At 68.4% G+C, this 21,248-nt stretch carries 21 protein-coding genes; 7 read left to right on the forward strand and 14 right to left on the reverse strand.

The genetic code is table 11. The annotated features are described in order from the left end of the window. Nucleotides 1–634 (forward strand): HNH endonuclease signature motif containing protein (locus H5J31_RS35860; RefSeq protein WP_181777129.1); only part of this gene is annotated, 634 nt, incomplete at its 5' end. Nucleotides 635–1,160: 526 nt separating this feature from the next. On the opposite strand, the gene H5J31_RS35865 is transcribed toward H5J31_RS35860, so the two are convergent. From H5J31_RS35865 to H5J31_RS35885, 5 genes are read right to left on the reverse strand one after another with little or no spacing between them, the layout of a single operon-like run. Next, the gene (locus tag H5J31_RS35865; protein ID WP_181777130.1) at nt 1,161–2,018 is read right to left on the reverse strand and encodes a 5-oxoprolinase subunit C family protein; all 858 of its coding nucleotides are present in this window, start codon (nt 2,016–2,018) and stop codon (nt 1,161–1,163) included. Then, nucleotides 2,015–2,620, reverse strand: a complete 606-nt coding sequence (locus tag H5J31_RS35870; protein WP_181777131.1) for a 5-oxoprolinase subunit B family protein — start codon at nt 2,618–2,620, stop codon at nt 2,015–2,017. Before H5J31_RS35870 ends, H5J31_RS35865 begins: the two co-directional genes overlap by 4 nt. Then, nucleotides 2,620–3,378, reverse strand: coding sequence for a LamB/YcsF family protein (locus tag H5J31_RS35875; RefSeq protein WP_181777132.1), 759 nt, complete (start codon nt 3,376–3,378; stop codon nt 2,620–2,622). Before H5J31_RS35875 ends, H5J31_RS35870 begins: the two co-directional genes overlap by 1 nt. After that, nucleotides 3,378–4,172: a putative hydro-lyase gene (locus tag H5J31_RS35880; RefSeq protein ID WP_181777133.1), complete on the reverse strand. Its 795-nt coding sequence runs from the start codon at nt 4,170–4,172 to the stop codon at nt 3,378–3,380. The genes H5J31_RS35875 and H5J31_RS35880 overlap by 1 nt, the downstream gene beginning before the upstream one ends. Before the next feature lie 26 nt (nt 4,173–4,198). Continuing rightward, nucleotides 4,199–5,443, reverse strand: a complete 1,245-nt coding sequence (locus H5J31_RS35885; RefSeq protein ID WP_181777134.1) for an MFS transporter — start codon at nt 5,441–5,443, stop codon at nt 4,199–4,201. Nucleotides 5,444–5,625: 182 nt separating this feature from the next. On the opposite strand from H5J31_RS35885, the gene H5J31_RS35890 reads away from it, so the two are divergent. Then, a complete protein-coding gene (locus H5J31_RS35890; protein WP_181777147.1) occupies nt 5,626–6,288 on the forward strand; it encodes a GntR family transcriptional regulator in 663 nt (220 codons plus the stop codon). 96 nt (nt 6,289–6,384) lie between these two features. Here the strand turns inward: H5J31_RS35890 and H5J31_RS39650 are convergent, their stop codons facing one another. From H5J31_RS39650 to H5J31_RS35905, 4 genes are all read right to left on the reverse strand, one after another. Continuing rightward, on the reverse strand, nt 6,385–7,317 hold the full coding sequence (locus tag H5J31_RS39650) for a ricin-type beta-trefoil lectin domain protein (protein ID WP_236005595.1): 933 nt from the start codon (nt 7,315–7,317) through the stop codon (nt 6,385–6,387). Then, nucleotides 7,209–8,228: a glycoside hydrolase family 30 protein gene (locus H5J31_RS39655; RefSeq protein WP_207899343.1), complete on the reverse strand. Its 1,020-nt coding sequence runs from the start codon at nt 8,226–8,228 to the stop codon at nt 7,209–7,211. The genes H5J31_RS39650 and H5J31_RS39655 overlap by 109 nt, the downstream gene beginning before the upstream one ends. Further along, entirely contained in the window at nt 8,225–9,466 is a 1,242-nt protein-coding gene (locus H5J31_RS35900) for a glycoside hydrolase family 16 protein (RefSeq protein WP_181777135.1), read from the reverse strand. The genes H5J31_RS39655 and H5J31_RS35900 overlap by 4 nt, the downstream gene beginning before the upstream one ends. 163 nt (nt 9,467–9,629) lie before the next feature. Then, a complete protein-coding gene (locus tag H5J31_RS35905; RefSeq protein ID WP_181777136.1) occupies nt 9,630–10,877 on the reverse strand; it encodes an ROK family protein in 1,248 nt (415 codons plus the stop codon). Between the two features lie 97 nt (nt 10,878–10,974). Between H5J31_RS35905 and H5J31_RS35910 the strand changes: the two genes are divergently transcribed. Beyond that, nucleotides 10,975–12,369: a GH1 family beta-glucosidase gene (locus H5J31_RS35910; protein ID WP_181777137.1), complete on the forward strand. Its 1,395-nt coding sequence runs from the start codon at nt 10,975–10,977 to the stop codon at nt 12,367–12,369. Here H5J31_RS35910 and H5J31_RS35915 read toward each other — a convergent pair. Continuing rightward, on the reverse strand, nt 12,344–13,483 hold the full coding sequence (locus H5J31_RS35915; protein WP_181777138.1) for an acyl-CoA dehydrogenase family protein: 1,140 nt from the start codon (nt 13,481–13,483) through the stop codon (nt 12,344–12,346). The genes H5J31_RS35910 and H5J31_RS35915 overlap by 26 nt on opposite strands. Next, a complete protein-coding gene (locus H5J31_RS35920; protein WP_181777139.1) occupies nt 13,480–15,831 on the reverse strand; it encodes a bifunctional salicylyl-CoA 5-hydroxylase/oxidoreductase in 2,352 nt (783 codons plus the stop codon). Before H5J31_RS35920 ends, H5J31_RS35915 begins: the two co-directional genes overlap by 4 nt. A gap of 48 nt (nt 15,832–15,879) precedes the next feature. On the opposite strand from H5J31_RS35920, the gene H5J31_RS35925 reads away from it, so the two are divergent. After that, nucleotides 15,880–16,278, forward strand: coding sequence for a RidA family protein (locus H5J31_RS35925; protein WP_181777140.1), 399 nt, complete (start codon nt 15,880–15,882; stop codon nt 16,276–16,278). Here H5J31_RS35925 and H5J31_RS35930 read toward each other — a convergent pair. Further along, on the reverse strand, nt 16,275–17,123 hold the full coding sequence (locus H5J31_RS35930) for a PaaX family transcriptional regulator (protein WP_181777141.1): 849 nt from the start codon (nt 17,121–17,123) through the stop codon (nt 16,275–16,277). The two genes, H5J31_RS35925 and H5J31_RS35930, sit on opposite strands and share 4 nt — an antisense overlap. Nucleotides 17,124–17,207: 84 nt before the next feature. On the opposite strand from H5J31_RS35930, the gene H5J31_RS35935 reads away from it, so the two are divergent. Next, nucleotides 17,208–17,885 (forward strand): cytochrome P450 family protein, encoded by a 678-nt coding sequence (locus tag H5J31_RS35935; protein WP_181777142.1) that lies wholly within the window; start codon nt 17,208–17,210, stop codon nt 17,883–17,885. Between the two features lie 60 nt (nt 17,886–17,945). Continuing rightward, nucleotides 17,946–18,362: a nitroreductase family deazaflavin-dependent oxidoreductase gene (locus tag H5J31_RS35940; RefSeq protein WP_181777143.1), complete on the forward strand. Its 417-nt coding sequence runs from the start codon at nt 17,946–17,948 to the stop codon at nt 18,360–18,362. 75 nt (nt 18,363–18,437) lie between these two features. Here the strand turns inward: H5J31_RS35940 and H5J31_RS35945 are convergent, their stop codons facing one another. Both H5J31_RS35945 and H5J31_RS35950 read right to left on the reverse strand, forming a co-directional pair. Beyond that, nucleotides 18,438–19,619, reverse strand: a complete 1,182-nt coding sequence (locus H5J31_RS35945) for an acyltransferase family protein (RefSeq protein WP_181777144.1) — start codon at nt 19,617–19,619, stop codon at nt 18,438–18,440. A 97-nt stretch (nt 19,620–19,716) separates the two neighbouring features. After that, nucleotides 19,717–21,051, reverse strand: coding sequence for an FAD-binding oxidoreductase (locus H5J31_RS35950; protein WP_181777145.1), 1,335 nt, complete (start codon nt 21,049–21,051; stop codon nt 19,717–19,719). 71 nt (nt 21,052–21,122) lie between these two features. On the opposite strand from H5J31_RS35950, the gene H5J31_RS35955 reads away from it, so the two are divergent. Then, a partial coding sequence (locus H5J31_RS35955) for a LysR family transcriptional regulator (protein WP_181777146.1) occupies nt 21,123–21,248 on the forward strand: 126 nt, incomplete at its 3' end.

A 21,248-nucleotide genomic window follows, 5' to 3' on the forward strand; every position in this document is an offset into this window, starting at 1 on the left:
GTGGTTGAAGTCCGACCTCGATCCTTTGGCCAAACCGCACAAGGCCGTCGACGGTGTCCGGGACTCCCGCAGCCAAGGTGAACGCTATGGGGACGCGTTCTCCGACTACGTCCGGATGAAGACCGCCAGCCCCGACATCCCCAGCCAAGCCGGGGAATCAACCCAGATCCTGGTCACCATGTCCTACGACGACCTCATGAACGACGTCGGCGACGGCCTCCTCGACCTGGTCGGCCCCATCTCCGCCACCGACGTCCGGATCCTCGCCTGCGACGCCCGGATCCGGCCCATCGTGCTCTCCGGCGCCGGACAACCCCTCGACGTGGGGCGATCGAGTCGCTCCACCACCACACCGCAGAAACACGCGTTGAAGATCCGCGACGGTGGCTGCGCGTTCCCCGGCTGCGACATGCCCGTGCAACGCTGCACCGCCCACCACATCGTTTTCTGGCGACACCGGGGCGAGACGAAGATCGACAACCTGGTGCTGCTGTGCACCAAACACCACCGGCTGATCCACAAAAGCGAATGGAAAGTCCAGCTCGCCCAAGACGGGTTGCCGGAGTTCATCGCACCCGCCTACCTCGACCCCACCGGCACACCGAGACGCAACACGATGCATCTGCGGGTATAGGCCGATAGCCCAAGACGTGCTTTTCGTTGCCTTGCCCGCACTGGCCCGATCAGGCCTGCGGGGTGAGTCGATTTGTGCTGCTCGTGCCCCGCAGCCGATGCGTCGTTGTCGTCTTGTCGGCAACGATCAAGGACCATCGGAGGCGCGACCAGCACTGCGAGAGGACACAACACAATGCACTTGCGGGTATAGGCCGATAGCCCAGCTTTGTTGCCTTGCCCGCACTGGCCCCGGTCAGGTATGCGAGGGCGGGTCGATTCTGCTGATCGTTCCCCGCAGCCGATGCGCTGTTGTCGTCTTCCGGCAACACTCAAGGACCATCAGGGGCGCGACCGGCATCGTGTGAGGACACAGGTCGCGGGCTGCCTTGCCATCGCACCCGCCTACCTCGATCCGACCGGGACACCGAGGCGCAACACGATGCACTCGCGTGTTTAGACCGACCACCCAACAGATCCGACTTCACCGACCGGGCCGCACTGAGGCCGCGGCCGTAGCGAACACGCTCGATATCCAACGGCCGCGCTCAAGCCGGCCGAAACCGCACCCGCTGCCCCGGCCGGATCTGCGCGGCCAGATCCAGATCGGTCTCGTCGACCACCGCGATCACCGGATAGCCGCCGGTCACCGGATGGTCGGCCAGGAACAGGATCGGCTGCCCCGAAGGAGGAATCTGCAACGCACCAGGCACGGCGGCCTCGGGTGGTAACTCGCCCTCGCGCGCCCGCGAAAGCGCCGGACCCGAGAGCCGTACGCCCACCCGGTCGACATCGGAGGTCGCCACGAAACCAGAAGAGACCAAAGTGGACAGTGCGTCGGAGGTGAACCAAGCAAGCCGAGGGCCCGGCGAAACCCGAAGGACCGGCTCCTCAGGAAGGGAAGCACGAGGAGCGAGATCGACACCGGGATGGTCCAGAACCCGTGTCCCCACCGGCAAGGTCATCCCGGCCGACAGTGCGGGCGGGCCCAGTTTTCCGAGGGTGTCGGTGGCCCGGGCACCCAGGACCGCGGGAACGTCGACGCCGCCGCGCACGGCGACGTAGCAGCGCAAGCCTTGCGAGGCCGTGCCGAGTACGAGGTCTTCACCCGCACGCAGGTGAATCGGTGCGTGCGGGCCGACGGCGCGGCCGCCCGCGGTGATGGTGCAGGGCGCGCCGGTGACGGCGACGGTCGCGGGAGCGGAGAACCTCAGTACGAGGCCGCCCAGGACGACTTCCAGAGCGGCGTTCTGCTCGGGGTTGCCGACCAGCCGGTTGGCCAGCCGCAGCGAGCCGCGGTCGGCGGCGCCGGAGCGGCCGACGCCGATCGCGGCCAGGCCGGGGCGTCCGAGGTCCTGCACGGTGGCGAAGATCCCGGGCCGGACGACTTCGATCTTCGCGGTCATGAAGTGAACCGGATCCGGGTTCCCGGGGTCAGCAGGTTCGGCGGATCCCTTTCGACGTCCCAAACCGGCAGCGTGGTCCGCCCGATCAGGTGCCAGCCGCCGGGCGAGGCGTGCGGGTACACCGCCGTGTACTCGCCGGCGATCGCGACGGAACCGGCCGGGACCCGGGTGCGCGGGCTCGGACGCCGGGGCAGGTGCAGTGCGGAGTCGAGGCCGGTCAGGTAGGCGAAGCCCGGCGCGAACCCGCAGAACGCCGACACGTAGGTGCCGTCCTCGTGCCGTCGGACGACGGCTTCGGCCGACAGTCCGGCGGCGGCCGCGACGTCGGCCAGGTCGGGGCCGTCGTACCGGACCGGGACGACGATCTCGGCGGTTTCGCGTGGCACGATGTCCACAGTGGACCGATCCAGGACGTCTCCGGCGAGGCGGTCGTGGTGCGTCCGGCCCGGGTCGAACCGGATGAGCAGGGTCCGCGCGGCCGGGACCAGTTCTACGACGCCGTCCGGCGGGTCCTGCTCCAGCGACGCGTGCAGCCCGAGCACCTCCGACGGGTCGTCGAAGTCGATCAGGGCCGCACGCGCCCCATAGGGCAGTACTCGCATCACGCGGCCTCGAGGAACGATCCGAGGGTGACACCGGAATCGGCCAATCCCGCGCGGATCCGTCGTGCCAACTCGACGGCGCCGGGGGTGTCGCCGTGCACGCACAACGAATGCGGCTGGAGCGTCAGCTCGCTTCCGTCGTCGGCGACGACCTTGCCGGTGGTCGCCATCGCGACCGCCCGGTCGGCCACCTCGTCGGCGTCGTGCAGGACGGCGCCTGGCAGTTTCCGTGACACCAGAAGGCCTTCCGGCGTGTAGGCGCGGTCCGCGAATGCCTCGGCGTACGCGGGGAACCCGGCTTTTTCCGCCTGCTTGGCCATTTCCGAGTTCGGCGGGCACAACAACGCGAGCGCGGGATAGAACCGGCGGATGCCTTCGACCACCGCCGACGCCTGTTCCGGATCCACGGAAGCGGTGTTGTACAACGCCCCGTGCGGTTTGACGTAGCGCACCCGCGTGCCCGCCGCCCGCGCGAACGCGTCGAGCGCGCCGATCTGGTAGAGCACGTCGTCGGTCAGATCGGCGGGGGCGACGTCCATCGCCCGCCGCCCGAATCCGGCCAGATCGCGGTAGGCGACGTGGGCGCCGATGACGACACCCCGTTCCGCCGCGCGTTCGCAGACGCGCCGCATCACCGACGGGTCACCGGCATGGAAGCCGCACGCGACGTTCGCGCTGGTGACGATGTCGAGCATGGCGTCGTCGTCACCCATCTTCCAGGCACCGAAGCCTTCGCCGAGGTCACTGTTGAGATCCATCAGGCCACCCTGAACTCACTGTCGAGTTTGTCGGTCACGAACATGTAGCCCGGCGCGTGCGTGATCGCGAACGGTGGCCGCGAGGCCATCAGCGCCGCTTGCGGGGTCACGCCGCACGCCCAGAACACCGGCACGTCACCGGGTTCCGCGTCGACCGGCTCCCCGAAATCGGGTTTGCCGAGATCGGTGATGCCGAGTGCGGCGGGATCGCCGATGTGCACGGGCGCGCCGTGAACGGCCGGCATCCCGCGGGTGATGCGGACGGCGTCGTCGACCCGGTCCTCCGGGATCTGCCGCATCGAGACCACCATCGGACCGTGCAGCCGCCCGGCCGGGACGCACTCGCGATTCGTCACGTACATCGCCACGTTGCGGCCCTGGTCGACATGCCGCAGCGGGATCCCCTCCGCGACCAGCGCCGATTCGAAGGTGAAGCTGCAGCCGATCGAGAACGCGACCATGTCGCTGCGCCACAGTCCGCTCGCGTCCGCGAGCTCACCGGACAGCGCGCCGTTCTGCCAGACGCGGTAGCGCGGAAGGTCGGTCCGCAGGTCCGCGCCGGGCGCGAGCCGGGTGGACGGGTCGCCGGGATCGCTGACGTCGAGGACCGGGCAGGGCTGCGGGTTCCGCTGGCAGAACAGCAGGACGTCGTAGGCCCAGTCCTCGGGGACGGCGATCAGGTTGGTCTGGGTGAAGCCGTTCGCCCAGCCGGTGGTCGGCCGCGCCGTGCCCGAACGGAACAGGGCGCGGGCCTCGCCCGGGGTCATCGTCGCCGGTTCGTCGAAGGTGGTCATCGCGGTACCTCCTCTTCCGATTGTCGTCACAGGAGTTCGCGGCCGCGAGTCTCGGGCAGGCCGAGCAGGGCGAGTGCGGCGATGCCGTAGCCGACCGCGCCGAACACCATCGCGCCGCCGGCGCCGAGGAAACCGACCACGGCGGGGAACGTCGCGCCGATGGCCCGGCCGAGGTTGTAGGTGAAGCCCTGGCCGGTTCCGCGCAGCGCCGACGGGTACAGCTCGGCGAGGAAGGCGCCGAACCCGCTGAAGATCGCGGACATCGAGAACCCGAGTGGGAAGCCGAGGAACAGCACGAGTGTGTTCGCACCCGCCGGGATCTGGGTGTAGGCGACGATGAGGCCCGCCGACAGCACGGAGAACAGCAGGAAGGTCTTCTTGCGTCCCAAGAGATCCGTGAGATAGCCGCCGGTGATGTACCCGATGAAGGCGCCGGAGATCAGGAACGCGAGATAACCGCCGGTGCCGATGACGGTCAGGCCGCGGGTGGTCTTGAGGTAGCTGGGGAGCCAGGTCGCGAGCGTGTAGTAACCGCCCTGGACACCGGTGGCGAGCAGCGCTGCGAAGAACGTCGTGCGCAGCAGGTCCGGCTTGAAGATGCCTGCCAGCGAGCCGCGTTCCTTCTTGGCGGTCCGGGCTGCTTCCGCGACGGGCGCGTCCTGGACGTTGCGGCGGACCCACAGCACCAGCAGCGCGGGGATGACGCCGGTCCAGAACATCACGCGCCAGGCGACGTCCGGGCTGAACAGGCTGAAGACGACGGTGTAGACGACCACCGAGAGCGCCCAGCCGACCGCCCACGCACTCTGCACGAAGGCGACCGTGCGGCCGCGATACTTCGCCTGCGAGTACTCCGCGACCAGCGCGGCGCCGGCGGCCCATTCACCGCCGAAGCCCAGGCCCTGCAGGGCGCGGAAGATCAGGAGCGTCTCGAAGTTCGGCGCGAAACCGCAGAGCACGGTGAAGATCGTGTACATCGCGATGGTGATCTGGAGGGTGCGGACGCGGCCGATGCGGTCGGCCAGGATGCCCGCGCCGATGCCGCCGATCGCCGAGACCACCAGCGTCGTCGTGCCGAGCAGGCCGGCCTCGCCGCCGGAAAGGCCGTAGTAGGCGGTGATCGCGGCCAGACCCAGCGGCAGGGTCTGATAGTCGAACGAGTCGAGCCCGTACCCGCCGAACGCGCCGACGAAGGCCCGACGGCCTCGCGAACCGAGCGTGCGGAACCAGGCGAAGGGGCGTGTGTCTTCGGTGGTGGCTGTCGCGTTCATCGGCACCTCCAGAGGGTGAATCTCATCGTGGCACGGGTCACATGTTCAGCCACTTTAGGTATTGTTCAACAATTCCACAAGAGGATCCTTGGCTTGACCTCTTGAGGGTAGGTAGGATCAGTCACGTGACGGTCGCGGAGGGTGGTCCTGCATCGGTGCGAGGACTGGAAGCGGATCGCGGCATGATCAGCCGCACCAGCACCGCCGAGCGGGTCGCGGGCGTCCTGCGCACGCGGATCGCGGAAGGCTTCTTCCTGCCCGGGGTACGGCTTTCGGAGCAGGACATCGGCTCGGCGCTCGGCGTCTCCCGGAACACGCTGCGCGAGGCGTTCCGGCTGCTCACCCATGAGCGACTGCTGGCACACGAGCTCAACCGCGGTGTCTTCGTGCGGGTGCTCAGCGTCGAGGACGTCGTCGACCTCTACAAGGTGCGCAAGGTCGTCGAGTGCTCCGCGGTCCGCTCGGTGACGGAGAAGCCGCCGACGTTCGCGAAGCTCGCGCGGATGGTCGAAGACGGCAAGCTCGCCGAGCGAAGCGAACGCTGGCAGGACCTCGGCACCGCGAACATCCGGTTCCACTCGGCGATCGCGGAACTCGGGGGCAGTGAACGGATCGACGAGCTGATGCGCGGCATCTTCGCCGAGCTGCGACTGGTCTTCCACATGATGGCCGACCCGCGCCGGTTCCACGAGCCGTACCTCAAGCGCAACGCGGAGATCCTCGAACGCGTCGAGGCCGGCGACGGCGTCGGTGCCGAAAAGCTCCTCGCGCAGTACCTCGACGACGCTGAAAACCAGCTCGTCGAGGCCTACGCCGAACGCGCCCAGTCGCATTCAGAGGACTAAATGCGATAGTTCGCGACACCAACCACCGCGTTTAGTCCTCTGAATGCGGTAGTTCGGGGTGCGAACTTGCGCAAGTAGAGGACTGAACGCGAGAGGTCAGGGAGTGGTCCACTTCTGGTTGGTGGCGCCGGTGCACGCCCAGATCTGCAGGCGGGTGCCGTTGGCCGAGGTGTTCCCGGTGGCGTCCAGGCATTTGCCCGAGCCGGAGTTCGCCAGGTCACGGGCGGCGTTGGCCGCCCATCTCTGATTCGCCCCGCCCGCGCAGTCCCAGAGTTGCAGCTGTGCGCCGTCCGCGGTGGACATCCCGGTGACGTCGAGGCATTTACCCAGCGACCGCACCGTTCCGTCGGCCTGGAACGACCACTGCTGCGCACCCGAGCCGTTGCAGTCGTAGAGCTGCACCGGAGTCCCGTTGGCACTGTTCGCCCCGGCGACGTCGACGCATTTGCCGCCCAGCCCGGTGATCGCGCCGGTGCGGACGCCGCCGCCCGATTGCGTTCCGGCCCAGGTGAACGTCGCCGACGTCGACGCGGGCAGCGTGTAAGCGAAGGACTGCCCGCCCCAATTGACGCGTACGTTCTGGCTCGCGCCACTGGTGTTGTACGCGATCAGCGCCTTCGAACCGTCCGGGTTCTTCCACGCGACGTTCCGCACCGCGGAGTTGTCGTTGGAGGAGATCCGGTACGCGCCCGGCTTCACGAATTTCGTCAGGTGACCCATCGTGTAGTACTCGACGGTGTAGTCGACCTGCCCGTGCCGTGAGTCTCCATTGTGGACGGTGATGAGTCCGGTGCAGGTGCCGCAGCCGCCGTTGTGCGGGCCCATGTTCTGGTCCAGCGCGAGGCTCCACTTGATGAAGCTCTTGCTCCAGTTCCGGGTGTAGTCGACGATGTTGGCCATGTCCTCGGCCTGCTGGTGACTCACCCAGGTCCCGCCCGAATGTTCCGTGCTGTAGGCGGGAACGTTCGGGTACCGGTTGTGCACGGTGGTCTGCTGGGCGACGTCGCCGCCGTAGCCGTGCCAGGCCATCCCGCCGAAGTTCGGGTCGTTGCGGATGGCGGCGTCGTCCATCGTGGGCGCGCCGTATTCCCCGTACTTGTCCCAGTTCCATCGAGCGCGAGGACCTTTGTGGACAGTCCGGCGCCCTTGAGCGCGGGCAGCAGGTTGGTCTTCGTGAAGTACTGGAGCCCGCTGCCGTTCCAGTTCATCGACGAGTAGCTCTCGCAGCACGTCGGCTCGTTCTGTACGGACACGTAATGGATCGGGACGCCCTGCGCTTGATACGCCTGGATGTACTTGACGAAGTACTGGGCGTACGTCTGGTAGTACTCGGACTTCAGCCAGCCCAGCTTGAAGTCGCCGTTGTCCTTCATCCACGGCGGCGCGCTCCACGGCGACGCCATCACCTTGGTCGCCGGGTTGATCTGCCGCGCCTGCTTGGTCAGCGGCAGGATGCTGTCGAGATCATGGTCGATGGAGAACTTCGTCAGGTTCGGATCGGTCTGCCCGGCGGGGAGATCGTCGAACGAGTAGCTGAACCGCGCCAGATCCGAGGAGCCGAGCGGGTTGCGGATGAAGTTCACGCCGATCCCCGAAACGGGGTCGAACACCTTCCGCATGGCCTCGTCGCGAGTCGCCTGCGACAACGCGCCGCTGCCCTTCATCAGCCACGCCGCGGTGTCGGTGAACGACGCCCCGGCGCCCTCGAACTGTTGGTACGTGGTGTTTTCGTCGACGGTGATGGTCTGCTGACCCGTCCCCGTACCGGCGGCGAAGTTGACGGGTGACTGCCGCTGGAGTCCGCGCGTGACGTTCACGCCGCGCGAGTCGTTGGTCGTGGTGAGCCAGATGTCGACGGCTTCACCGGCCGCCTGCGCCGGGGTCGCGACGAGCGTGGCCGCCGCGATCACGGCGGCGCCGAGAAGCGGCAGCCTTCTCACGGGGTCGTCCACTTCTGGTTCGCGCCACCGCCGCAGGTCCAGATCTGGAGTCTGGTCCCGTTCGCGGAACTGTTCCCGGTGGCGTCGAGGCATTTGTTCGACTGCGGGTTCACGATGTCGCGCGCGCCGCTGACCGTCCACCGCTGTGCCCCGGAACCATTGCAGCCCCACAGTTGGACGGCCGTGCCGTCCGCTGTCCCGCCGCCGGCGACGTCCAGGCATTTGCCGAGCGCGCGGATCGTCCCGTCACTGCCGACGGTCCAGTTCTGCGCGGCGTTGCCGTTGCAGTCGGTGATCTGGATCGGGGTGCCGTCGGCGCTGTTCGCGGCGGCGACGTCGACGCATTTCCCGCCGATGCCGGTGATCCGTCCGGTGTTCCCCGCGGTGCCGCTCGACGTCACGTGCACGTAGTCGACGACCAGACGCTGCGGGAAGACGGTGCTGGAGTTCGGGTCACCCGGCCAGTAGCCGCCGACGGCGAGGTTCAGGATCAGGTAGAAGGTGTGGTCGAACACCCAGCGGTTGCCGTTGAGGTCGGCCGGGGTGCGCGTCTGGTACAGGTTCCCGTCGACGAACCACTTGATCTGGTTCGGCGCCCATTCCACGGCGTAGGTGTGGAAATCGTCGGAGAAGTTCGGGCCGTTGTAGGCGCCGCCGATACCGCCCGCGCCGGAGTAGCCGGGGCCGTGGAGGGTGCCGTGCACGGTGTTCGGTTCGAAACCGACGTTCTCCATGATGTCGATCTCGCCGCTGTTGGGCCAGCCGACGCTGCCGATGTCGGTGCCGAGCATCCAGAACGCGGGCCACATGCCCTGTCCGCGCGGGAGTTTCATCCGCGCTTCGTACCGGCCGTAGGTCTGGCTGAACTGGCCCTGCGTGGACAGTCGCGCGGAGGTGTACTCGCAGCGGCCGTACCAGCAGTTGTAGTTGCCGGGATTCTCTTTCTTCGCGGTGATCACCAGGTTGCCCTGGCCGTCGAGTGCGGCGTTGTTCGTCCCGGACGTGTACCACTGACGCTCGTGGTTGTTCACGTTGTCGCCGGTCTCGAAGTGCCACTTCGAGGTGTCGATCCCGGCGCCCGCGGGGCCGTTGAAGTCGTCGGTGAAGGTGGCGGCCATGACCGCGGCGTCGGCGACCGGGGCCGCGGAAGCGGGGGCTTGGGCCGTCGCGGGGAGCGAGCCGAGGAGGACGGTGGCGGCGAGGAGTGCCGTCCAGCGGAACCGAGCTGAGATGGACATCGTTGTCACCTCTCTGACCGTTGGGGACCCCGCGCGGCAGGACGCGCGGGAGAACGGAGAGCTCCGGCACAACTACTTTGTTGTGCCTGGCAACAAAGTATGCATGGTCTCAACCACTGCGACAAGATGTCGGGGTGGGTATTTTTTAACCTCGAATTAAGGCTTACGCGGCAGTGCCCCGCTTCGACCCGGCCGTGCGCGGGTCCGCTCCCTGGTCGAGCAGGGCGGCGACCGGCAGGGTGGCGGCTCCTATGGCGACGGCGTCCGGCCCGAGCTGTCCCAGTTCGATCGCGGTCTGGTCGAACACGTGCTTCAGCGCGTGCTCGCCCGCCGAGCGCCGGATCTCGGGCAGGTGCTCCTCGCCGAGGGCGAGACCGGCCCAGCCACCCAGCACGATGCGCTCCGGGTTGAAGAGGTTGATCAGGTTGCCGATTCCGGCACCGAGGTAGCCCGCGGTCTCTTCGAGCACCTTCGCCGCGGCTTTGGACTTGTCCGCCGCCTCCAGCAGGGCGGCGAACTGTGCCTGCTCGTCCTCGCCCGTGGTGGGCTTCCCGCCGCGCGCCTTGCGGTAGCGCGCGAGGACGCCCTCCGCGCCGACGTAGGACTCGAGGCAGCCGCGCGATCCGCAGCGGCATTCCTGCCCGCCGTAGACGATCGTCGTATGCCCCCATTCGCCCGCGCTGCTGGTGGATCCGCGGTACGTGGTGCCGTCGGTGACCACGGCCGCGCCGACACCGGACCCGATCAGGACGATCACCGCGTGCCGGGCGCCGCGGCCGGCGCCGAACCACATTTCGCCCTGGCCTTGGGTTTTCGCGCCGTTGTCGACGAACAGCGGCAGCGAAACGCCCTCCGCGCGCAGGAGATCGGTGAGCGGGACCTCTTCCCAGCCGATGGTGGGCGCGTGCACGCGGAGGGCCTCGCCCTGCTCGACGGTGCCGGGAACGCCGACGCCGACACCGAGCACGGTCGTTTCGTCGATACCCGATTCCGCGATGACTTCCCGGATTCCGGACGCGACCTGGGTGACGGCGGAAGCCGCGTCGGGGCGCGGGGAGGCGAGGGGGTGTTCGACGGTGGCGAGCCGGTTCATCGTGAGGTCGAACAGTTCGACCTTGACGCCGGTCTCGCCGATGTCGACGCCCGCGACGTGCCCGTATGCCGGATCCACGCGGAGCAGCACACGGGGCCTGCCGCCGTCGGATTCGACCAAACCGGCTTCGGTGATGAGGCGTTCCTCGCCGAGTTCGGCGGTCACGTTGCTGACGGTCGCGGCGCTCAAACCGGTCAGACCGCTCAATTCGTGGCGGCTCAACGGGCCGTCGAAGTAGAGTTTCGACAGCAGGAGGGAACGGTTGTGCCGCCGCAGGTCACGGACGGTGGTGCGCTTGGCAGGCATGCGGATACCCATCTTATGGCGGCGGACCTTTCCAGGATGCCCCACGACCTTAACCTCTGCCATGTATTAACTGGTGAAATAAGGCCGGTTCCACCGAGGAGGAGGTGCGATGACGGGGGAAGACGAGCTCATCGGCACCTTGCCGTCCGATTTCCGATGGGGGGTCGGGACCTCGGCCTACCAGATCGAAGGCGCGGTCGCCGAAGACGGACGAACACCGTCCATTTGGGACACCTACGCCCAGTCGCCGTGGGCGATCGACCACGGTGACACCGGCGAGATCGCGTGCGACCACTACCACCGGATGCCCGCCGACATCGCGCTGGTGAAGGAACTCGGCGTCGACACCTACCGGTTCTCCGTGTCCTGGCCCCGGGTGCAGCCGCGCGGACGCGGCGGCGTCAATCCCGCCGGGATCGCCTTCTACGACCGGCTGGTCGACGAACTGCTCAACAACGGCATCGATCCGTGGCTGACGCTGTATCACTGGGATCTGCCGCAGCACCTCGAAGACGCGGGCGGCTGGCCCGTCCGCGACACCGCCGTCCGGTTCGCCGACTACGCGATGCTCGTCTTCGAGCGGCTGAGCGACCGTGTCCGCAACTGGACCACGCTGAGCGAGCCGTGGTGCACCGCCATGCACGGCTACGTCCACGGGGTGATGGCGCCCGGTCGCCGGGACGCGAAAGCGGGTATGGCGGCGGCGCACCACCTGCTGCTCGGCCACGGTCTCGCCGTGCGGCGGATGCGCGAACTCGCGCCCGCCGGCACCCGATTCGGCATCACACTCAACCTCAGCACCGCGGACCCGGCGACGCCCAGCGAGGCCGACCGTGAAGCCGCCAGGTTCGAAGACGGGCTCGGAACGCGGTTCTACCTCGACGCGCTCGTGCACGGGCGCTACCCGGAAGACGTACTCGAGGACCTGGCGCGCCAGGGCATCCGGCTGCCGTCCGAACCGTGGGATCCGTCGATCATCGCGGCGCCGCTGGACTTCGTCGGCGTCGACTACTACTTCGGGTCGCGGTACTCAGGGGTGGAGGAGAACGGGGACGCGGTCGAGCATTTCGGGCTGCCCGCGTACCGCAAGGTGCCGTTCGGGGCGCCGTCGACGGTGCTCGGCTGGGAGATCCTGCCCGCGAAGCTCACCGAACTGCTCGTCCGGATCAGCCGGGATTATCCCGGTTTGCCCCTTTACGTCACCGAAAACGGGGCAGCCTTCACCGACGTCGCCGACGAGACCGGATTCGTGCGCGACGACGACCGCGCGGACTACCTGACAGCGCATATCGCCGCCACGGCCGCCGCCCGCGAGGCGGGCGCGGACGTCCGCGGCTACTTCGCCTGGTCCCTTTTGGACAGTTTCGAATGGTCCTACGGTTACGCCAAACGGCTGGGCCTGGTGCGGGTCGACCGCGAGACGCAGGCGCGGACGATCAAACAGAGCGGGCTGGTCTACCGCGACCTCGTCGAACGGGTCAAGAAGTCAGCGACCGGGCGATGATCGTCCGCTGGACCTCGGACGCGCCTTCGTAGATCCGCGGCGCCCGGACCTCGCGGTAGAGGTGTTCGAGCAGGTGACCTCGCCGCAACGCCCGCGCCCCGTGGATCTGCACGGCGGAGTCGACGACGTACTGGGCGGTCTCGGTGGCGAACAGTTTCGCCATCGCGGCGCGGCCCGCCAGGTTCCGCTCGCCCGCGTCGTAGGCGGCGGCCGCGGCGTAGACGAGCAGACGCGACGCCTCGGTGCGGGTGGCCATTTCGGCAAGGGTGTGCGCCACGGTCTGCTGCTTCAGCAACGGCCCGCCGAACGCGACGCGGGTCTGGGCGTGGGTGACGGCGGCGTCGAGCGCGGCCTGCGCCATCCCGACGGCGAAGGCGCCGACGCTCGGGCGGAAGAGATCGAGCGTCCGCATGGCGACGCCGAAGCCGCGGTCCTGCTCGCCGAGCAGTTCTTCCCGCTCCACGCGGACGCCGTCGAAGACGAGGGTGCCGATGGGGTGCGGGCTGACGAGGTCGAGGTGCTCGCCGGAAAGCCCGGCGCGGTCGGCCGGGACGACGAACGCGGAGACTCCGCGCGAGCCCGCTTCCGGCGTGGTGCGGGCGAAAACGCTGTAGAAGTCGGCCTCGGGGGCGTTGGAGATCCACATCTTTTCGCCGGTCAGGCGCCAGCCGTCGCCATCCGGTTCGGCGGAGAGTTCCAGTGCCGCCGCGTCCGAGCCCGCGTTCGGTTCGGTGAGCGCGAAGGCGGCGACGGCGTCACCCGCGGCGACCGCGGGCACCCATTTCGAGACCTGCGAATCCTGGCCGGACTGCAACACCGGGTAGGTGCCCAATCCCTGCAGTGCCAACGCGGTTTCGGCTTCGGTGCTCTGGCTCGCGAGGGATTCCCGCAGGATGCAGAGATCCGTCGCGGCGGCCTCGCGGCTCGGCCTTCCGCCATCGACGCCGGGGAACAGCCGCGACAGCAGGCCCAGTGCGCCCATTTCCTTGAGCAGCGGCCGGTTCACCGCGCCTTCGATGCCGGATTCGGCCAGTGGACGGAGTTTCTCGGCGCCGAGACGGCGGACCTCGTCGGCGAAAGCACGCTGTTCCGGGTTCAACGCGAAGGCGGTCATCGATCGCTCCCAGGTCGCCAGCGGGCATGCGCCGTACCGGGTTCCCCGGACCGCAACAGTTCCAGCCGTGGTTTCGGACCGTCCGTACGACCACCTTGCGGTTTCCGGCTGCCCGCCGCGTACTGCTTCGGCCAGGGCAACGGATAGTCCTGTTCGGCCGCGGCGTGCAGTGTCCACTGTGGATCGTAAAGGTGTGTGCGGCCGAGCGCGCACAGATCCGCGCGGCCGGCCAGGATCAGCGAATTGACGTCGTCGTAGGAGGAGATCGCGCCGACGGCGATCACCGCGATCCCGTACTCTCGCCCGATCTCGTTGCGGATCCTGTCGGCGTACGGCGTCTGATAGCTCCGGCCGTACTCGGGTTTCTCCTCGCTGACGACCTGCCCTGTCGACACGTCGATACCGTCCGCGCCGTGTTCGGCGAACGCGCGGGCGATCTCGACGGCGTCGTCGACGTCGATTCCGCCGTCGTACCAGTCGGTCGCGGAGATGCGGACCGTCATCGGCCGGTCGGCCGGCCAGGCCGCGCGGACCGCGTCGAAGACTTCGAGCGGAAAGCGCAGCCGGTTCTCCGTTGAGCCGCCGTACTCGTCGGTGCGGCGGTTGGTCAGCGGCGAGAGGAAGGAAGACAGCAGGTAGCCGTGCGCGCAGTGCAGTTCGAGGAGGTCGAATCCGGCGCGTGCGGCGGCCCGGGCGGACTCGGCGAACTGGTCGCGGATCTCGTGCAGTTCCGGGATCGTGAGTTCGCGCGGAGTCTGGTTCGCGTCGCTGTACGGGATGGCGGACGGGCCGCAGATCTCCCAGTTGCCCTCCGGGAGTGGCTGGTCGATCCCGTCCCACATGAGTTTCGTCGAACCCTTGCGACCGGAGTGGCCCAGCTGGACGCCGATCCGCGCGGGCGTGGCGCCGTGGACGAAATCGGTGACCCGGGCCCAGGCTTTCTCTTGTTCTTCGGTGTACAGACCGCCGCAGCCCGGGGTGATGCGGCCGGTTTCGGAGACGCAGACCATCTCGGTCATCACCAGCCCGGCACCGCCGAGCGCCTTGCTTCCCAGATGCACCAGGTGGAAATCGGTCGGGACGCCGTCTTCGGAGGAGTACATGTCCATCGGTGAGACGACGACGCGGTTCGGCAGGTCCAGGTTCCCGACGCGGAACGGCTGGAACATCGGCGGCCGGACGTCGGAGTCCAAAGTAGACGCGAACCAGTCGTCGAGTTCCGCCGCGAACTCGGGGTCTCGCAGCTTGAGATTGTCGTAGGTGACACGACGGCTGCGGGTGAGGATGTTGAACGCGAACTGCGCCGGATCCTGATGCGTGTACTGGCCCATGTTCTCGAACCATTCGAGGCTCGCCTGGGCGGCTCGCTGGGTCGAGGTGACGACGGGGCGCCGTTCGGCCTCGTAGGCTTTCAGGCCACTGTCCATATCGGACTGTTCGTGCAGGCAGGCGGCCAGCGCGAGCGCGTCCTCCATGGCGAGCTTCGTGCCGGAACCGATGGAGAAATGCGCGGTGTGCGCGGCGTCGCCGAGCAGGACGACGTTCTCGTGTCGCCAGCTCGCGCAGCGCACGGTGGCGAACGCGGTCCACTTGGAGTTGTTGGCGAACACCTGGTGTTCGCCGAGGACGTCCGCGCACAGTTCGCGGATGACCTCGATCGACTTCTCGTCGCTCTCGCCGGGCGTCAGCGACGTCGCGGCGATTTCGCCGAACGCGCGCTGCCAGACGTCCTCGTGGAGTTCGAGGATGAAGGTGCTCGCGGTGTCGCTGTAGGGATAGCCGTGGATCTGCATGATCCCGTGCGGGGTTTCGAGCACGTGGAACTTGAAGGCGTCGAAGACGAGATCCGTGCCGAGCCAGATGTACTTGCAGCGCCGGGTCTGGATGTCGGGCCGGAAGCTTTCGGCGAGGGCGTCGCGGGTCGGCGAGTTGACGCCGTCGGCCGCGACGACGAGGTCGTACTCGGCGCTCGCCTCGGCCACGCTCGGCGCCTCGGTGCGGAAGCGCACGTCCACACCGAGTTCGGCGCAACGCTCCTGGAGGATGCCGAGCAGCCGTTTGCGGCTCATCGCGGCGAACCCGTGCCCGCCGGAGGTGTGGACGGTGTCGCGGAAGTGGACGTCGATGTCGTCCCAGCGCGCGAACTCCCGCCGCATGGCGGCGTGGATCACCGGATCGGCGTGCTCGATCCCGCCGAGGGTCTCGTCGGAGAACACCACCCCGAACCCGAAGGTGTCGTCGGGCGCGTTGCGCTCCCAGACGGTGATCTCGTGATCGGGATGGAGCTGTTTCGCCAGCGCGGCGAAGTAGAGCCCCGCCGGGCCGCCGCCTAACACCGCGATACGCACGTCGTTCAGAGTATGTCGCGGTATGTACGACCGTCAACGATACGGGATATGCTGACCCGCATGGAGCGCATCAACCCGCCCGAACTCGGCCGCCCGTCCGGCTTCTCGCACGCTGTCGCGGCGAGTGGACGATTCGTCTTCCTCGCTGGTCAAACGGCGCTGGACGCGGAGAACCGCATCGTCGGCGAGGGCGTGGTCGAGCAGTTCGAGCGTGCGCTGTCCAACCTGCTCACCGCGTTGCGCGCGGCGGGCGGGCGGCCGTCGGACCTGTGCAGCGTGACCATCTACATCGTCGACATGGACGACTACCGCGCCCACGCGCGCGAGATCGGCGCGGTCTGGAAGCGGCTGGCCGGGAGCGAGTACCCCGCGATGGCGGGGATCGGTGTCAGCCGGCTTTGGGACGTCGAAGCGCTGGTCGAGGTGCAGGGCTTCGCGGTGGTCTAGGGCAGGGTGCGCGAGACGTGCGCGGCCGCCGCCTCGCCCAGACGCGAGTGCAGCGTGAAGAACAGATCCGCGGCCCGGATCCCGGCCCAGGCCGGCGGCAGCAGTTCGGCGGGCAGGCCGGGGTCGAGGTAGGGCAGCCGCCGCCAGTCGGTCAGCACGCGGACGTAGTCGGCGAACGCCTCGGCCTCGTGGGTGTTCTTGCGCCGCTGCCAGCGCCGGAGCGCGGGCGTGTGCTCGTCGAGGAACGCGGTGTAGAGCGTTTCGAGCTGGTCGAGGTCCCACCAGTCGCGGATCTTCTCGCGTACGTCGCCGAACGCGAGGTGTTCGGCGTGGAAGAGGTCGGCGTACCCCTCCAGTTCGAGCCTCCGGAGCATGTCCGACGTCGCGTCGCGCAGATGCGCGGGCGCTATCCAGACGCCGGACGACGCGGTCCCGAAGCCGAGTCGCGCGAGCTGGGTGCGAAGAATGTGCCGTTTGTGCCGTTCGGCTTCCGGGACCGAGAACACCGCGAGCAGCCAGCCGTCGCCGGGGGTGGCGCGTTCGCGGCGGAAGATGCGCTCGTCGCCTTCGCGCAGGATCGCCAGCGCGGTCTCGGAAAGTTCGTATCCGGCGGCCCCGTTCCGGCGTACGGCGGAAAGGATCCCGCGCCGTTTCAGCCGGGAGATCGACGACCGGACGGCGGGTTCCTCGACGTCCACCCCGGCCAGCAGGTCGATCAGGGAGCGGACGGAAAGCCAGCCGCCTTCGCCGCGGGAGTAGAGGCCGTACACGGTCACGATCAACTGGCGCGGTTGCGCCGTCCGGCCCGCGCCGTCGACTTCGGTTGCCTCCGACACGGCCGTCACCCGGTCACCATAACAACGAGGTACCCGGTCCGGCGCGCTCATGTTTCGGCCGTGACCGAAGTGTTCCGCACTTAGCGTGGCGGTATGGAGAATCCGCTGATCGAAGCCCCCGTTCCGCCGGTGCCGCGGGACGTCGAGCCGGGTGGGGTGCGGTGGCTGCGGGCGAACGTCGCGCGCTTCAGCCGTCCCGAGGACCACTCGCGACGGCGTGCGCTCGTGCTCGCCGAACTCGCGCCGATGGGCTCCTTGCGCGACAAGGCCTTCGTGCTCGCTCGGGAGATGGACGGCGACCCGGTCGACCGGATCGTGTGGACGGTCCCGGTCGCCGTCCTGGCCCGCGAACTCGGCCTGCCGGACGTTTCCCATGACATCGCAACGGTTTCCGCCGTCTACCACCCACATACCGAAGCCGGTCCCGAAGCGGAGGAGGCCATGCGGCGGCTGATCGAGCTCTTCGGCGGCGACGTCGGCGAGCGGACGGCCGCGCGGATCGGGCTCCTGGTGCAGGCCTGCGACGCCACCGCCAAGCTGCTCGGCAAGGCCGTGGCCGCCCGTCGGCCGGACGAGGACGCCGCGAGCCTGCTCGGCCGCGTCCTGCGCGAGGAGCCGCCGGTCCGGATCACACGAAGGTGGGTCGGCGGCGAGGTCGTCGAGGTCGACCTCACGGATCGTCCGTTCGGAGAAGGGCCCAAACAGTGCCCTGGACAGGCTCAGGCGCTCGAAGTGGCCACGGGAATCCTCGACGCCCTCCGTGAGGGGTAAGGCCACTAAGGCAGGCGAAGACTGGGTAGCCTCGGCGGAAAGATCGACTCTGGAGGAAAGATGTCGGACCCGCTGGACTGGAACAGGAACATCATCAAGGAATTCCGGGAGAACGAGGGGAAGGTGGGCGGCCCGTTCGAAGGTGGGTCCCTGCTCCTGCTCACGACCACCGGGGCGAAGAGCGGCGAGCCGCGGACCTCGCCGCTCGCGTACGCGGAGGACGACGGTAAGTACGTCATCGCCGCGTCCTACGCCGGGGCCGACAAGAACCCCGCCTGGTACCACAACATCGTGGCGAACCCGAAGGTCACGATCGAGGTCGGCACCGAGAAGTTCGACGCCGTCGCGACGGTCGTCCTCGAAGACCGCGCCGAGCGCGACCGTCTCTACGCGAAGATGGTCAGCCTCATGCCGGGCTTCGCCGACTACGAGAAGAAGACCGATCGAGTGATCCCGATCGTCACGATTTCCCGCTGACCCCTGACGCGTTCAGTCCTCTGAATGCGTTCCTTGCGTGTGCAACTACCGCAACCAGAGGACTGAACGCGGGTTTCAGCGAGCGGCACTGGGGGCCTCGACGGCCTCGGGCTTCTTCAGTTCGGCTTCGGCCGCGCGGAGGGCTTTGCGCTCCTGGCGGCGCGCGATCAGCTTCTTGCCGGTGGTGATCATCGGCTGCTCGACCCAGCGGTGGATCAGGTCCGCGATCCCGAGGCCGACGGCGAACACGGTCAGCGCGCTGATCATCCGGTGCTCGCCCAGCGGCGGGATCGCCGCGACGACGGCGAAGTGCACCGGGCCCTGGAGCAGGTAGAGCGAGTACGAGCGCTCGCCGACGAACCGCATCGGCCTGGTCGCCAGCAGCCAGCGCAGCGGACCGGGCGCGACCAGCACGACCAGCAACATCGCCGACAGCAGGCCGTAGGCGATCAGCAGGCCCAGGTTGCTGCCGGTCTCCCACCAGAGGCTTTCCATGTTGACGTGCAGCAGGGCGAACGCGCCGAAGACCGGGATCGCCGCGAGCGGGTGGGTCAGCGGTTTGATCACCGCGTAGGACCGGCGGTAGTGCATCGCGATCGCCAGGACGCAGCCGATCAGCAGGATCGCGTAGTGCACCGTCGAGCGATAGATCGGCACCTGCGGGCCGTTGAGCACCCAGCCGCTGGTGACGCCGACCAGGCCGGCCATCAGCGCGAACGCGGCGATCGCCAGCGCCAGTTTGCGCCAGGCCGCGGCCAGTCCGACCGCGCCCGCGACCACCAGCAGGAACGGCCAGACCAGGTAGAACTTCTCCTCGATGCCCAGCGTCCACGAGCCGCTGAAGAAGTTGTCGGGGCCGTTCGGCGTACTGGCGGGCAGGAATTCGTTGAAGAACGTCAGGTAGTACTTCAGCGCGTGCGGGAACTCGCGTTCGAAGAACTCGCCGCGCAGCCAGACGAAGACGACGATCCCGCCGAGGATCACCAGGTACGGCGGCAGGATCCGGAACACGCGCCGCAGGTAGAAGGCCGAAAGCGAGATCCGGCCGGTCCGATCCTGTTCCCGCAGCAGCAGCGTCGTGATCAGGAAACCGGACAGCACGAAGAAGATGTAGACACCGACCCAGCCGGACAGCCAGCTCCACTTCGGACCCGCGAAGTGGAAGAGGATCACGATGGTGGCCGCTATCGCGCGCAGCCCGTCGAGTGCGGGGAATCGACGCATGGCGAGGAACTCGTCATGGTCCAAAGTGCGCACAGTGCCCCCTAATGGCGGTATCGGCCCGGAAGTATACGGGTGCCCGCCTGTGCGCCTTCCGCCTGGATCAGGGCCTCCTACCTGCGGATTTCGGAGATCACCCAGCGTCACGCGCCGGCTCGACGTTATGCGTCAGCCGGAAGCGGTTCGCCGGGTCGACGGTCTTCTTGATCTTCGCGAGCCGCCGCAGGTCAGCGGCGGAGTACACCTTGGACGCCTCCTCGGCCGGGTCGCTCTCGCCGTAGACGAACGTCAGGAGCTTGCCCGTCGACCAGGGCTTCAGCGCGTCGAAGAGTTTCCCGTGCGCGCTCCGGATCTCGGGGATCGACGCGTCGTCCACCACGGACAGTGCCCGCACGGTGAACCGGGCTTCGCGGTCCCAGCCGACGCCGGGGTGCTCGGGGGTGTCGGACAGCGCGCCGCCGAGCAGGTCCAGCAGGACGACGGTGGGCACCGGCGCGTCCGGGCCGGCGTGTTCGAGGACGGCGTCGAGCATCGCGTCGTTCAGTTCGGACACGGTGCCGTTGTCGGCACGGTAGCCGTGCGGGAACGGCGGCTCGTTCGCGATCTTGCCGGATTCGGTGAACGGGATCTCGGCGAGCGTGTCGCCCAGCACCGGGGCGGCGGCGCGCAGCGGGGCGACCAGGCGGTCGCCCTCGGTCGCGTCGCCGAGGTACGCGATCCGGATCTGCGCGACGTGCTTCCCGCGCAGCGGCTCGGGCACCATCGGCAGATCCGGCATCGGGACCATGCCCAGCGACGACGTCATCTCGCGCGGCATCTCCGCGGCCCAGTCGCGCCACGCGCGGAGCACGGTGGCCAGCGACTCGGGGCCGAACTGCAGGCTGCCGCCGTACAGCCGGGTGACCGGGACGAGCCGGAACTCCAGCGCCGTGACGATCCCGAAGTTGTCGCGGCCGCCGCGCAACGCCCAGAACAGGTCCTGTTCGGCGTCCGGGGTGGCGCGCCGGAGTTCGCCGTCGGCGGTGACGACCTCGATGGCGGTGACGTGGTCGGTGGCCAGGCCGTACCTGCGGCCGAGCAGGCTGAATCCGCCGCCGAGGGTGTATCCGACGACGCCGACGCCGGGGAACGAGCCGCTCAGCGGGGCGAGTCCGTGGTCGGCCGCGGCCTCGATCACCGCACCCCAGCGCACACCCGCGTCGACCCGTGCGACGTCTCCGTCGATCCGAATCCCGGTCATGCGGTGGGTCGTGACGAGCACGCCGCCTTCGAATGGGACGGTCGCGCCGTGTCCGGTCGAGTGGACGGCGATCGGGAGGTCGTGTTCGCCGGCGTACCGGACCGCCTCGACGACGTCGGCGGCCGAGGTCGCGGCCATGATCACGGCGGGACGCCGGGGGACGGCGGTCTGGAAGCCGGCGAGTTCTTCGTCGTAACCGGAATCGCCGGGGCGGAGCATTTTGGTCATGACAACCAGCCTGATCTCGATCCGGCCAGAAGTCCAAGATCTGGTTGGTCTGCCAACTAGAATCATCGCTTATGGAACTGCGTCAGCTCGAATACTTCGTCGCGGTGGCGGAGGAGGCGAACTTCACCCGGGCCGCCGAGCGGCTGCACGTCGCGCAGCCCGGGGTCAGCGCCCAGATCCGCCGGCTCGAACGTGAA

This window comes from Amycolatopsis pittospori (assembly GCF_013870525.1).
In the GTDB taxonomy this organism is placed as follows: domain Bacteria; phylum Actinomycetota; class Actinomycetes; order Mycobacteriales; family Pseudonocardiaceae; genus Amycolatopsis; species Amycolatopsis pittospori.